This is a genomic window from Saccharopolyspora sp. NPDC002578, assembly GCF_053592695.1.
In genome coordinates, this window is sequence record NZ_JBSFWJ010000028.1 from 58,391 (window position 1) to 72,415 (window position 14,025).

Here is a 14,025-nt window from a genome sequence, read left to right on the forward strand (position 1 = left end):
GTCCGGTTCCCGGGCGGCGTGCGCCGCCCGTGACGAGGGAGGTTCAGGTGGGTGCCGCGGGTCAGCGGGTGGGTGCGAGCAGCAGGCCGGTGAGGCTGTCGGTCAAGGCGACGCCGACCAGGTCCCAGTCCGCGGGTGCGCCGGTCTCGGCGGCGGCGCGCTCCTGCTCGGCGCAGGTGTGCAGGACCGCGAGCCGGGCCGTTTCCCGGCGGATCGCGGCGATCTTCGGCGGCAGCTCGGGCTTGTGCGCGGCCAGCGCCTCGTCGACCGTGCGCAGCAGCGGTTCCATCTCGGGCGCCCGCATCGGGTTGTCGCGCAGCACCGGGTCGGTGGCCAGTTGCGCGGTGAACCGCGCGCACCAGCTCGGATTGCCCAGGCCCGCCAGGTGCTCGACGTAGGGCAGCACCAGGCAGGCCACGTGATCGCGCGGGTCGTCGGAGCCGCTCGCCGCCTCGATCAGTTCCCCGGTGCGCCGGGTGATCGGTTCGCTGTGGGTGTCACTGAGGGCGCGCAGCAGGTCCTCGCGGGTGCCGACGTGGTAGGCCAGCGCGGAGTTGTTGGCCTGCCCGGCGGCTTCGACGATCTGCCGGTTGGACACCTCGGAGAGCCCGCGCTCGGCGAACAGCCGTTCTGCGGTGCGCAGCAGCAGCTCCCGCGTGGCGTCGGCCTGCTCGCGCCGGACGCCGGCTGCTCGACCGGGCCTGTTCCGCACCGTTTCCGCGTCCACGACGGTCATCGTCTCACCACCGCGGCGGGCTTCCGCCGAGCCCACCGGCGCGCGGCGGCGCGGGTGTCCTCGTCCGTCATCGATCTCCTCCATTAAGAAACCCATCTGACTTAAATGCTAGCGTAGCTTTAAGTCGGCTGCCTGCACAACGCGGCGGTGGACGTGAGCGGACCCAGCACCGGAGGAGGAGCCGTGCGGATCGAGATCGACGAGGACAGGTGCATCGGAGCGGGCCAGTGCGTGCTGGCCGCCGGGGACGTGTTCGACCAGCGCGACGAGGACGGCGTCGTGGTGCTGCTCGACGACTCCCCCGCCCCGGAGCGGCACGAGGGAGCCCGCCAAGCCGCGGCGCTGTGCCCGGCGGCGGCCATCGCGATCCAAGAGGACTGAAGGAATCCACTGAGGACGGAAATCAGTCCTCAGTGGATTCGAGTCGCGCCGCCGGGATCACCCGACGGCGCGGCGCCGAACTAGCCCGAGGTCTCCTCGTCGAGCCAGGACAGGTACGCGGGGTTCCCGCCGACGATCGGGGTGGCGATGACCTCGGGAACCTCGTAGGTGTGGTGCGCCCCGATGTGCGCGATCAGCGCGTCGAGCCGGGACGCCGGGGTCTTGACCTGCAACTGCCACTCGGGGTCGTCCTGCACCGCCCCGTCCCAGCGGTAGAAGCTGCGGATCGGCACCACCTGCACGCAGGCCCCGGCCCGCGCCTCGACGATGCCGCGGGCCAGTTCCGCCGCCGCCGCTTCGGAATCCGTGGTCGTCACGACCTGCACGTAGTCAGCCATGCCCCGAGGCTATCGCCGACGCCCGACCGTTCCGGCGCGAGCGCGACGGCTCAACCCGACAGGCCCAGCCGCAGGTGCTCGATGTGGTAGACGGCTTCGTCGAGCAGCTGGGCGACGTGGTCGTCGTAGAGGCTGTAGACGACGCTGCGGCCGGTGCGACTGCCGCTGACCAGGCCCAGCGAGCGCAGCAACCGCAGCTGGTGGGACACCGCCGACGCCTCCATGCCGACGGCCGCGGCGAGCTCGCCGACGGGCCGCGCGCCTTGGCGCAGTTCGCTGAGGATCAGCAGCCGGGACGGCGTGGCCAGCGCTTGCAGGGTCTCGGCCACCGAAGACGCCGAGACCGCGTCCAGCTTGGCGGCGGGCGCGACGCCCTCGACTCCATGACCCATGCGCGCAGTGTAGCCACGACCCCACCTGAACACCTGCACATCTGAACAGTCATTCATGTATCTTGTGTGGCGCCGCACCCCCGTTCCCGAGGAACCGCGATGACCACGCTCACCGACCGCCCCGCACCCGCCGGACGGGCCGCACCGCGCCGCCGAGGCCTGCTCGCCCTGCCCGAGAGCCGGTGGGCCGGGGCCGCGCTGCTGGCGTTCCTGCTCGGACTCGCGGTCGACCTCGGCGGCGGACCTGCCTGGACCTCCTGGGCGCTCTACCTGCTCTGCTACGCCACCGGCGGCTGGGAACCGGCCTGGGCGGGGCTGCGGGCGCTGCGCGAACGCACGCTGGACGTGGACCTGCTGATGATCGTCGCGGCGATCGGGGCCGCGAGCATCGGCCAGGTGCGCGACGGCGGGCTGCTCATCGTCATCTTCGCGACCTCCGGGGCGCTGGAGGCCTACGCCACCGCGCGCACCGAGGACTCCGTGCGCGGCCTGCTGGACCTCGCCCCGGAGACCGCGGTGCGGGTGCGCGACGGCGCGGAGCGGACCGTGCCCGCCGCCTACCTGGTCGTCGGCGACGAGATCCTGGTGCGCCCCGGCGAACGCGTCGGCGCCGACGGCGAAGTGCTCGACGGCCGCACCGAGATCGACGAGGCCACGATCACCGGTGAGCCGATACCCGCCGCGAAGGCCCCCGGCGACGAGGTGTTCGCCGGAACCCTCAACGGCTCCGGCGCGCTGCGGGTGCGCGTCGCGCGGGACGCCTCGGAATCGGTGATCGCGCGCATCGTGGCGCTGGTGGCGGAGGCGAGCGAGGCGAAGGCCCCGACCCAGCTGTTCATCGAGAAGGTCGAGCAGCGCTACTCGATGGGCATCGTGCTCGCGACGCTGGCCGTGTTCGGCGTCCCGCTGCTGTTCGGGGCGGCCGTGGCGGACGCGCTGCTGCGCGCCATGACGTTCATGATCGTCGCTTCGCCGTGCGCGGTGGTGCTGGCGACGATGCCGCCGCTGCTGTCGGCGATCGCGAACGCGGGCAGGCGCGGAGTGCTGGTGAAGTCGGCGGTGGTGCTGGAACGGCTCGCCGACGTCGAGCGGGTGGCGCTGGACAAGACGGGCACCCTCACCGAGGGGGTGCCGGTCGTCGCCGAGATCCACCCCGAATCCGGGCACGGCGCCGACGAGGTGCTGGCACTGGCCGCCGGAGCGGAACACCGCAGCGAGCACCCGCTGGGCCGGGCCGTGGTCACCGCCGCCCGCGAACGCGGCCTGCCGATCCCGGACGCCGCGGACTTCCGCGCCGAACCGGGGCGGGGCGTGACCGCGCTCGTCGCGGGACGGCGGATCGAGGTGCGCGGCCCCGAGCAGCGCTCGGAGCGCGTGGCCGCCGTGGAGTCCGCCGGGCGCACCGCCGTGGTGGTGCTCGCCGACGGCGTCGTCGCGGGCGTGCTCGGCCTGACCGATCGGATCCGGCCGGACGCCGCCGCGGCCGTGCGGTCACTGCGGGAGCTGACCGGCGCGGAGCCCGTGCTGCTCACCGGCGACCACGAACTCGCCGCCCGGCGCATCGCGGACGAGGCGGGGATCCGGGAAGTGCGAGCGGGACTGCTGCCGGAGCAGAAGGTCGCCGCCGTGCGGGAGCTCGGCGACCGCACCCTGATGCTCGGCGACGGGATCAACGACGCCCCCGCGCTGGCCGCCGCCCACACCGGTGCGGCGATGGGCCGGGCCGGCGCCGACCTCACCTTGGAGACCGCCGACGTGGTGATCGTGCGCGACGAGCTCGCCGCCGTCGCCAAGCTCGTCGACCTGTCCCGGCGGGCACGGCGCCTGGTCCGGCAGAACCTGGTCATCGCGGCCTCGTTCATCGCGGTCCTCGTGGTGTGGGACCTCGTCGGCGACCTGCCGCTGCCGCTGGGCGTCGCCGGGCACGAGGGGTCGACGGTGCTGGTCGGGCTCAACGGCCTGCGCCTGCTGCGCTCCCGGGCGTGGCGCTGACCCACCCGCGCACGCGCCGGGCTCATCGCGGATGATGTTTGCCGTCATCCCGAGTGGATACTCCAGAGCCGATGTACGAACACGGAGCACAGGAGGAACACCGCGACATGAGCGCCGAGGACGACGGCGGGACCGAGCGTTCCGGCGAGCAGGACGCGCCGAACCCCGCCGAGCAGGTCACGCTCGGCCTGATCACCGACCCGGACCTGCCGGAGCGGGTCGCCCGGCACCTCGCCGACGAACTGCCCGAACACCTCGGCGACGAGCGGGAGTGGACGGTCGAAGTGGACGTCGACCCGGTCACGGCGGGCCTGCACGGAACCCGGGACATCCTGCGCGCGACCCGGGACCGGTTGCAGCAGCGCAACTGGGACTACGCGATCACCTTCACCGACCTGCCGGTGCGGGCCAACGGCAGGCCGGTGGTGGCGGACGCGAACGTCGACGAGCACGTCGCGGTGGTGTCGTTGCCGACGCTCGGCGGCACCCAGCCCTACCGGCGCTCCCGGCAGGTCGTGCTGCAGCTGGCCGACGAGCTCACCGGCCGGGAAGGCGGCGCCGACCACCGGTACGGGCTGGACAGCGGGCTCACCGAGGTGGTCGCGCCGATCCGCCGGGAGGGCGAGCACGACGACGACGGCGAGGTGGACATCCGCTACACCGCCACCCGCACCCGGGGGCGGTTGCGACTGCTCAGCGGGATGGTGCGCACCAACCAGCCGTGGCGGCTGGTGTTCGGGCTGCGCAACGCCCTCGCGGCGGCGGTGGCCACGAGCGCGTTCGGCCTGTCCTCCAGCACCATCTGGCAGATCGGCGACCAGCTCGGCCCGATGCGCCAGATCATCGCCGCGGTGGGCTCGGTGGCCGTCCTGGTGGGCTGGCTGATCGCCGCGCACGGCCTGTGGGAGAAGCGCCGTTCGGACAGCCCGCAGGACCGCGAGCAGGTGCTGCTCTACAACACGTCGACGGTGCTCACGCTGCTCATCGGCGTCGGGGTCATGTACGCGGGGCTGTTCGTGATCAACGTGCTGGTCGGCCTGCTGCTGGTCCCGCCGAACCTGCTGTCGAGCACGCTGGGGCATCCGGCGGACTTCACCCGGTACCTGACGCTGGCGTGGGGGTTCACGACGATGGGCGTGGTCGCCGGCGCGCTGGGCTCCAGCTTGGAATCGGATGCGGCCGTCCGGCAGGCCGCGTACGGCTACCGCGAGGAGCAGCGCCGCCGCGAACGGGAAACCGAATGAGCCGCGTCCGCCGAATTCGCCGGACGGCGGTTCTCCCTCCGTCGAACATCAGGTGACCGCGCGCTTTTCCGCGCTCGACGAGCAGCGCACCCCGAATTGACCTTCGGCTGAACGGGTGACACCGAGCCGGGCCGCGGCGCACCGATCGGAGCAGCACCGAAACCGCCCCTCACCTGCGCATCCGATCGGCCGCCGCTGCCCGCCGGGTGAGCGCACTAGGCTGTTCGCCCGAAATGGGCGAAGAGCGAATGAGTCACACATAGTTGTGCGACGCAACCTTCCAGTTAGCCTCGCAAAGGAACTCGAAGCGGACTGAAAGGTGCTCAGGTGACCAGCACGCACGAGCAATGGGACATCGTTTCCGGAGTCGGGATCACCGCCCTCGCCGTGGCGGAAGGCCGCGCCGCCGAATCGGCCCGCGAGGACCGGCTGATCAACGACCCGTACGCCCGCGCCCTGGTGGACGCCGCCGACGCGCCCCAGCTCGCCAGCGCCGAAGCGCAAGAGCTGATGCGCGGCATGGTGTCGGACTACATGGGCGTGCGGACCCGGTTCTTCGACGAGTTCTTCCTGCGCGCCGCCGCGGGCGGTTGCGGCCAGGCCGTGATCCTCGCGTCCGGCCTGGACACCCGCGCGTTCCGGCTGGCCTGGCCGAGCGGCGTGCGGGTCTTCGAAATCGACCAGCCGAAGGTGCTGGAGTTCAAGGACCGGACCCTCGACGACATCGGCGCGAAGCCCGCCGCCGAACGGCACGCCGTCGCCGTCGACCTGCGGGACGACTGGGCGAGCGCGCTCCAAGACGCCGGGTTCGACACCTCGGTGCCCACGGCCTGGCTCGCCGAAGGCCTGCTGCCCTACCTCCCCGTGGACGCCGAAGCGCAGCTGCTCGACACCATCCACCGGTTCTCCGCGCCGGGCAGCCGCCTGTCCATCGAGCACGTCGCCGGTGACCGCGACCAGATGCTCGGCGACGAGATCCAGAAGGTCTCCGACCAGTGGGGCATCGACCTGCCGTCGCTGTTCAGCGTCGAAGACCGCCCCGACCCCGGCGACGTGCTCACCGGCAAGGGCTGGACCGTGCGCCGCGACCCCAGCATGGAGATCGCCGCCGGCTACGGCCGAACGTTCTCCGGCGTCCAGGAGATGTTCCACGAGCAGAGCCAAATGCTCACCGCCCGCCTGGAAGGCTGATCCCCCTGCCAACACGACATCGCCCGCCGGCCCCTTGAGGACCGGCGGGCGATGTGCATCGCACTACTGGCAAACCCTCACCTGCAGCAATGAAACCGTGCAACTGACAGTTGAAACTCACGCAGCGCTGACAAAGCCAGCCTGCGTCACCGACAACAGCCCCGTCTGTACGCGTAAGTGCTCAAGCGTCATCTGAGGCGAGGTAATCAATGTGTGCAAGGATCACGCCGCGTAGCCGGCATCCACGAGTTTTTGACTATTAAGAAGCCTCGGCACGCAGAGAGCGCTCGCAGGTCGCCCCGGCGGGCGAGGCAGATGCACGCGTTTTGAGGCAGGAACCCACAGGGATCGGCTCCAGACCGTACGTCGCGTTCTGGTCTGCTATCACCGAAGAAACGGTCGATGGCAGACTGGCGAATCAAGATCGACCGAGGTGCGCAGAGCTGCTACTTGAATCGTGGGGAGGCACTCGTCGTGACAGAGAGCGCCAGTGACGCAGGGCCATCAACAGTCGGGCCCTGGAACGCTGGGCGGAATCAGCTGGACGGACGAGTTGGAACGGCGGTGCAGGCAGGAAACGTCGGGGGTGACATTACGCTGAACATCGGCGCCCCGACCTCGCTAACGAGCACTGGGGTCGTGCCGACCCCTCCGAACCGCGTGGTGCCCCGTCCGGAGCTGTCCGACCGCCTGGTGGATAAGTTGCTATCCGACGAAGATGACGACGTGGTCGCGCTGGTCGGTGTCGCCGGAGCAGGAGGTTTCGGGAAGACCACCTTGGCTGCCGCTGTTTGCCGGCAAGAACGTGTCCTGCGGCAGTTCCCGGACGGCGTCCTGTGGGTGACCCTCGGCGAGCAGGTACAAGAAGCTGACCTGGCTGGGAAGATCAACGATCTGACCGTACGAGTCTCAGGACATCGCCCTCTGCTGACAGACCCCGAACAAGCTGGTCAACACCTCGGCGCGATCCTTGACAATGCAGAGTGCCTACTGGTCGTGGACGACGTCTGGCGGGCATCTCAGTTGGCACCGTTCCTACATGGCGGACGATCATGCCGTCGTCTCGTTACCACCCGGATGCGCGACGTGCTACCAACGGGCACGGCTCAAGTAGCGGTCGATGCTATGACACCTCAGCAGGCACGCACCGTACTCAGCGAAGGATTGCCCGCCAGCTCTGACAAGGCTTGGGAGCCACTACTTGCCCGCACTGGAGGGTGGCCGGTTCTCATGACACTGGCCAACCGGGCGGTCAGGAAGTACCTCCAGCGGGGTTTGCCAGTCCCCGAAGCAACAAAAAGGGTCGGAGATCGACTGGCGGCGAAGGGGCCAACTGCCCTGGATATCACCAATGCGAACCAACGCAGCCTTGCGGTAGCCGCCACCGTAGAGGTAAGCCTGTCGTTACTCGCCGAGGAAAACCATCACCTGCTGGAACGTTTCCTGGAATTGGCAGTGTTCCCCGAGGACGCGGTGATACCCCAACGCACGTTGGAAGTATTTTGGGGCCACACCGCCGGGCTCGACGACGACGATGTCGAGCAGCTCTGCATGCAGCTGGATGATCTTTCGCTAGTACAGGGCTACAGCCTTAACGCAACCCCCAGACTGCAGTTGCACGATGTTATTGGAGATTACCTTCGGCACCGAGCCGGCCTCCGCCTCACGTATTACCATCGATCACTCCTCGATGCCCATCGCGCAGAATTGACACGTACGAATGGGACGACGGCATGGTGGGAACTTCCGAGGAGCGAACCTTACCTATGGCGAACCCTCTCTCACCACTTACATCACGCGGATCGAAACGAGGAGCTCGACACCACCGTTTGCAATATTCGCTGGCTCCTCGCCGTCCTACACCGTGACGGCCCCGCCGCCGTGGAAAATGATTTAGCACATGTCAACGCCCCCCTCGGGGCGGCCCTGCGACGCGTCATCACCCAGAACGCACATTTGCTGGCACCAGTGGAACCTGACAATGCGCTCGCAGCCACTTTGCTGTCCCGTTTACATGGATACTCGGATCTAACTGACTACGTTGCCGCAGCGATCACGGCAGTACCTGGCCCCTATTTGTCGTCCGTCTGGCCTTTGCCGGACACACCGCATCCCGCCCTGCAACGAGTTCTCACCGGCCACCCTGAGCCGGTCATCACCACCGCGATCAGTCCCGATGGCACTTGGTTGGCCACTGGAAGCGAGGATGGCACAGTGCGCCTTTGGTCAGCCGAGGGAGCCTCAATCGCCACCCTGCACGGCCACAGCCACTCGGTCATGGCAGTAGTGATCAGCCCCGACGGCACCTGGCTTGCCAGCGCCAGTAGTGATCGCACCATTCGCCTTTGGGAGGGCGATGGGACCCCTATCGGCGCTCTAACTGGTCACACTCGTGGGGTTATGGCGGTGGCAATCAGCCCCGACAGCACCTGGTTGGCCACGGGGAGCGAAGACCGCACAGTGCGCCTCTGGTCGGCCGAGGGAGCCCCAATCGCCACCCTGCACGGCCACAGCCATGCGGTGACAGCTGTGTCGATCAGCCCAGATGGCACCTGGCTCGCCGCCGGAAGTCATTACGGCGCAGTTCGCACTTGGTCTTCTGACGGCAGCCACCTCGCCACCCTTACCGGACACACCGGCAGGGTCACGGCTGTGTCGATCAGCCCGGATGGCACCTGGCTGGCAACAAGCAGCTACGACGGCTCTGTTCGGCGCTGGTCTTCTGACGGCAGCCACCTCGCCACCCTTACCGGACACACCGACTGGGTCACGGCTGTGTCGATCAGCCCGGATGGCACCTGGCTGGCAACAAGCAGCTACGACGGCTCTGTTCGGCGCTGGTCTTCTGACGGCACCCATCTCGCCACCCTTACCGGACACACCGGGAAAGTCACGGCCGTCTCGATCAGCCTCGACGGCACCTGGCTGGTCACCGGAAGCGAGGACTGCACCGTCCGACGATGGACCGTGGGAGGAACAGAAACCGCCACCCTCACAAGTCACACGAGCACGATCACAACTATGGCGATCAGCCCAGACGGCAACTGGCTCGCCACCGGAAGCGACGAAGGAACCGTTTACCGGTGGGCGAATAATGGCAGCCTTGTCGCCACCCTTACCGGACACACCGGGAAAGTCACGGCCGTCTCGATCAGCCTCGACGGCACCTGGCTGGTCACCGGAAGCGAGGACTGCACCGTCCGACGATGGACCGTGGGAGGAACAGAAACCGCCACCCTCACAAGTCACACGAGCACGATCACAACTATGGCGATCAGCCCAGACGGCAACTGGCTCGCCACCGGAAGCGAGGACCGCACCGTACGCCTCTGGTCCTCCGATGGGGCGCCCATCGCCGCTTTGACCGATCACACCGATGCTGTAACGGCAGTGGCGATCAGCCCCGACGGCACCTGGCTGGCCACTGCCAGTCGTGACCGCACCGTGCGCCTCTGGGAATCCGATGGGACCCCTATCGCCATTCTGACTGGTCACTTCAATGGGGTTACATCGGTGGCGATCAGCCCGGACGGCACCTGGCTGGCGAGCGGAAGCAACGATCGATCCGCGCGATTGTGGCACCGAGAAGGAAATCACATCGCCACGCTAACTGGGCACACTAAGAGGGTCACGACTGTGAAAATTAGTCCTGATAGCCGCTGGCTCGCCACAGGAAGCGACGATGGAACTGTGCGACGCTGGGCTTCTGATGGCACACCTATCTCAACAGTGGCCGATCATTCGAGCAGAGTCACAGCTCTGGAAATCAGCCCCGACGACTCCTGGCTAGTCAGCACCGGCCACGACCGCATTGTGCGCCTGTGGAGCCAAAAAAAGGACATGTGCGTGTCTGCACTAAGGGTGGACGCCGATCCAGTGGGAGCCGGATGGCTTCCTGGAAGTTCGGAGTGCGCCGTGGCGGGCACTGCCGGTCCATACGTATTTCGAATCATTACGTAATTTCTCGACACAACAGGTTTTCGAACTATCCTTTTGCGATAATGCGACCTACCCGAAAGCGGAGCCTCAGCAAGACAACCGCTAAGGCTCCGCTAACCCCTAGTCCACCCCACACACCACGTAAAACCGAACCAACCCGGTCAGCGCACGACGAGGACGGGGCAGCGGGCGTGGTGGACGAGTTTGAGGGCTACGGAGCCGACCATCATGCCGGTGAAGGCGCCGTGGCCCTTGTTGCCGACGACCATCATGTCCGCCTGCGGGGAGAGCCCCACCAGTTCGTCGATGACGTGGCCGCGCACGAGGCGGGGCCGGATGTCGACCTTCGGGAACTCGGCCTTGATGGCTTCGGTCGTGTCGTCGAGCAGCTTGCGGGCGCGCTGTTCGAGCTCGGCGTCCGGAGTGGGCAGCCGGTAGCCGAACTGGACGGGCTGGTGCCACACGGTGATGGCGTGCACGAGTCCGCCCACCTTCGTGACGTACTCGGCGGCCCAGCGCAGCGCCCGCTTGGACTCCTCGGACCCGTCGATACCTGCTACCACGGTCTGCGGCATGATCGCGTTCCCCTCCGTCGCGGCCGGAAACCTTGATCGTATGGCACCGGAACGGGCCGTGCCACCGTCCTCGGACTCCTTATTGCTGGTCCACGGCCTGGACCCGGATCACGGCGGCGCCCTCTTCGTCGGAGGCGGCGAGGTCGACCTCGGCGCTGATGCCCCAGTCGTGGTCCCCGGCGGGGTCGGCGAAGATCTGCCGCACCAGCCAGCGCCGCGACTCCTCGGTGATCATCAGCATGGCGGGGCCGCGCGCGTCGGCGTCGGTGCCGATCTCGTCGTATTCGGCGAAGTAGCCGTCCAGGGCTTCCTCCCACGCTTCGGCGCCGAACTCGGGGTCGAGTTCGCCCAGCGGCGTGGTCCAGCGTCGGGCGGCGAGCTCGACGCGGCGGAACAGCGCGTTGCGCACCTGCACCCGGAACGCCCGCTTGTTCTGCGTGACGCGGGCCGGGCCCTCGTCGACCGGGGCGGCGTCGGCTGTGGGTTCGGCGCCGGGGTTGCGCAGCCGTTCCCACTCGTCGAGCAGGCTGGAGTCGACCTGGCGCACGAGTTCGCCGAGCCATTCGATGAGGTCGGTGAGCTCTTCGGTCTTCGCGTCGGCGGGCACCGTGTGGCGCAGCGCCTTGTAGACGTCGGCGAGGTAGCGCAGCACGAGGCCTTCGGAGCGGGCCAGGCCGTAGTGGTTGACGAACTCGACGAAGTTCATCGCCCGCTCGAACATGTCGCGCGCCACGGACTTCGGCGACAGCTCGTGCTCGGCGACCCACGGGTGGCCCTTGCGGTACATCTCGTAGGCCGCTTCGAGGATGTCCTGCAGCGGCTTGGGGTAGGTGACGTCCTCGAGCAGTTCCATCCGCTCGTCGTACTCGATACCGTCGGCCTTCATCTGCGCCACGGCCTCGCCGCGCGCCTTGAACTGCTGCGCGGACAGCACCTGCCTCGGATTGTCCAATGTGGACTCGATGACGGAGAGCACGTCCAGCGGGTAGCCGGGCGAGTCCACGTCGAGCAGTTCGATCGCGGCCAGCGCGAACGGCGACAGCGGCTGGTTGAGCGCGAAGTCGAACTGCAGGTCCACGGTCAGCCGCACCCGGCGGCCCTGCTCGTCGGGCTCGTCGAGCTGCTCCACCACGTCCGCGGCCAGCAGGGCGCGGTAGATCGCGATGGCGCGCAGGATGTGCCTGCGCTGCGCCGGGCGGTCCTCGTGGTTCTCGGTGAGCAGGTGCTTCATCGCCGCGAACGCGTCGCCGGGCCGGTTGATGACGTTGAGCAGCATGGAGTGACTGACCTGGAAGCTGGAGACCAGCGGTTCCGGTTCGGCCTCGACGAGCTTGTCGAAGGTCTTCTCGCTCCACGACACGAAGCCCTCGGGCGCCTGCTTGCGCACCACCTTGCGCCGCTTCTTCGGGTCCTCCCCCGCCTTGGCCAGCGCCTTCTCGTTCTCGATCACGTGTTCCGGGGCCTGCACGACCACGTAGCCCGCGGTGTCGTAGCCCGCGCGACCGGCGCGACCGGCGATCTGGTGGAACTCGCGCGCCTTCAGGTGCCGGGTGCGCACCCCGTCGTACTTGGTCAGCCCGGTCAGCAGCACGGTGCGGATCGGCACGTTGATGCCGACGCCGAGCGTGTCCGTCCCACAGATGATCTTCAGCAGGCCCGCCTGGGCGAGCTGCTCCACGAGCCGCCGGTACTTCGGCAGCATCCCCGCGTGGTGCACGCCGATGCCGTGGCGCACCAGCCGCGACAAGGTCTTGCCGAACCCGGCGGTGAACCGGAAGTCCCCGATCGCCTCGGCGATCTTGTTCCGCTGCTCGCGGGAGGCGACGTTCACGCTCATCAGGCCCTGCGCCTGCTCCATCGCGGACGCCTGGTTGAAGTACACGACGTAGACGGGAGCCTGGTTGCCGCCCAGGAGCTCCTCGATCGTCTCGTGCAGCGGGGTGAGCGCGTAGCGGAACGTCAGCGGGATGGGCCGTTCCGCGGAGCTCACCACGGCCGTCGACCGGCCGGTGCGCGCCACCAGGTCCTTCTCGAACCGGGCGACGTCGCCCAGCGTCGCCGACATCAGCACGAACTGGGCCTGCGGCAGTTCCAGCAGCGGCACCTGCCACGCCCAGCCGCGCTCCGGCTCGGCGTAGAAGTGGAACTCGTCCATCACGACCTGGCCCACGTCGGCCTGCTCGCCGTCGCGCAGCGCCAGGTTCGCCAGGATCTCGGCGGTGCAGCAGATGATCGGCGCGTCGGCGTTCACGCTGCTGTCGCCGGTCATCATGCCCACGTTCTCGGCACCGAAGACGTCGACCAGCGCGAAGAACTTCTCCGAGACCAGCGCCTTGATCGGCGCGGTGTAGTAGCTGCGCTTGCCGTCGGCCAGCGCGGTGAAGTGCGCGCCGGTGGCGACGAGGCTCTTGCCGGAGCCGGTGGGGGTGCTGAGGATGACGTTCGCCCCGGTCACCACCTCCATCAGCGCCTCCTCCTGCGCCGGGTAGAGCTCGATGCCCTGCCCCGTCGTCCAGGTCGTGAAGGCGTCGAGCAGGACGTCGGGGTCAGGTGCGCTGGGGAGGTGGTCCGTGAGCTTCATGGCCCTCGAATCGTCCCTGGCGCGCTCGTGCGCACCTCAGCCGGGGTCCGGTGCGGGCCGGGGGCCGACGAGCTGGACCGTCCGAGCCACCGGAACTCACTCCATCGAGTGAAAGGCGTCGGGCCGGGGCTGGATCGGCCCGGCGGGGATCATCGACACTGTGCGCATGCCGGAACGACAGGTGCGGTTCGTCGGCGGACCGCTGGACGGGCGCGAACAGGGACTGCGCGATTCCGAGGCGGTGCACGGCCGTCTGCTCCGCCACGTCCACCTGCACGACGGCCCCAAGATCGAAACCTGCTACCGCCTCCACTACGCCCCCGACTCGGGCTGGGAATACCACTTCAACGGCCACTGAGCCGCAAACCCAACCCCTCCCCCGCCTGCTTTGCCGCCGAATGCAGTGCCTTGCGGCGAAGCCGTGCAGTTGGGCTGCGAAGCAAGCCTGCCTGGCGACCGAAGGTCGTGCCTGTATGTGCGAAGCACATAGCCCACGTCGAAAAGCCCTCACCCGCGGGTTCTCAGTGAGCCTCTCGCGAGGACAGCTTTTTCCCTCGTGGCGGAGCCACTCGGGAAAAAGATCCCGCAGCGAGAGG

General features: G+C 68.4%; 11 protein-coding genes. 6 read left to right on the top strand and 5 right to left on the bottom strand.

The window, feature by feature from the left end; translation table 11 throughout:
* Positions 1-61 precede the first annotated feature (61 nt).
* Positions 62-832, bottom strand: coding sequence for a TetR/AcrR family transcriptional regulator (locus ACWD38_RS15595; protein ID WP_450124309.1), 771 nt, complete (start codon positions 830-832; stop codon positions 62-64).
* 87 nt (positions 833-919) lie between these two features.
* Here ACWD38_RS15595 and ACWD38_RS15600 point away from each other — a divergent pair, with 87 nt between their 5' ends.
* Positions 920-1,117: a 4Fe-4S domain-containing protein gene (locus tag ACWD38_RS15600; protein ID WP_184481045.1), complete on the top strand. Its 198-nt coding sequence runs from the start codon at positions 920-922 to the stop codon at positions 1,115-1,117.
* 80 nt (positions 1,118-1,197) lie between these two features.
* Here the strand turns inward: ACWD38_RS15600 and cutA are convergent, their stop codons facing one another.
* Complete coding sequence (cutA, locus tag ACWD38_RS15605) at positions 1,198-1,515, bottom strand: divalent-cation tolerance protein CutA (RefSeq protein ID WP_184481047.1); 318 nt, start codon at positions 1,513-1,515, stop codon at positions 1,198-1,200.
* 50 nt (positions 1,516-1,565) lie between these two features.
* Positions 1,566-1,907, bottom strand: a complete 342-nt coding sequence (locus ACWD38_RS15610) for an ArsR/SmtB family transcription factor (RefSeq protein ID WP_184481049.1) — start codon at positions 1,905-1,907, stop codon at positions 1,566-1,568.
* Between the two features lie 99 nt (positions 1,908-2,006).
* On the opposite strand from ACWD38_RS15610, the gene ACWD38_RS15615 reads away from it, so the two are divergent.
* The 4 genes from ACWD38_RS15615 (at position 2,007) to ACWD38_RS15630 (ending at position 10,294) form a co-directional block, all read left to right on the top strand.
* Positions 2,007-3,899: a heavy metal translocating P-type ATPase gene (locus tag ACWD38_RS15615; protein ID WP_450124310.1), complete on the top strand. Its 1,893-nt coding sequence runs from the start codon at positions 2,007-2,009 to the stop codon at positions 3,897-3,899.
* Positions 3,900-4,006: 107 nt separating this feature from the next.
* Entirely contained in the window at positions 4,007-5,143 is a 1,137-nt protein-coding gene (locus ACWD38_RS15620; RefSeq protein ID WP_450124311.1) for a hypothetical protein, read from the top strand.
* A gap of 327 nt (positions 5,144-5,470) precedes the next feature.
* The gene (locus tag ACWD38_RS15625; RefSeq protein WP_450124312.1) at positions 5,471-6,334 is read left to right on the top strand and encodes a class I SAM-dependent methyltransferase; all 864 of its coding nucleotides are present in this window, start codon (positions 5,471-5,473) and stop codon (positions 6,332-6,334) included.
* A 564-nt stretch (positions 6,335-6,898) separates the two neighbouring features.
* Positions 6,899-10,294, top strand: a complete 3,396-nt coding sequence (locus ACWD38_RS15630) for an NB-ARC domain-containing protein (RefSeq protein WP_450124313.1) — start codon at positions 6,899-6,901, stop codon at positions 10,292-10,294.
* 140 nt (positions 10,295-10,434) lie between these two features.
* Here ACWD38_RS15630 and ACWD38_RS15635 read toward each other — a convergent pair whose 3' ends face one another.
* Complete coding sequence (locus ACWD38_RS15635) at positions 10,435-10,848, bottom strand: universal stress protein (protein WP_184481059.1); 414 nt, start codon at positions 10,846-10,848, stop codon at positions 10,435-10,437.
* A gap of 79 nt (positions 10,849-10,927) precedes the next feature.
* Positions 10,928-13,429: a DEAD/DEAH box helicase gene (locus ACWD38_RS15640; RefSeq protein ID WP_184481061.1), complete on the bottom strand. Its 2,502-nt coding sequence runs from the start codon at positions 13,427-13,429 to the stop codon at positions 10,928-10,930.
* A gap of 166 nt (positions 13,430-13,595) precedes the next feature.
* On the opposite strand from ACWD38_RS15640, the gene ACWD38_RS15645 reads away from it, so the two are divergent.
* A complete protein-coding gene (locus ACWD38_RS15645) occupies positions 13,596-13,787 on the top strand; it encodes a hypothetical protein (protein WP_184481063.1) in 192 nt (63 codons plus the stop codon).
* The last annotated feature ends 238 nt before the right edge of the window (positions 13,788-14,025 follow it).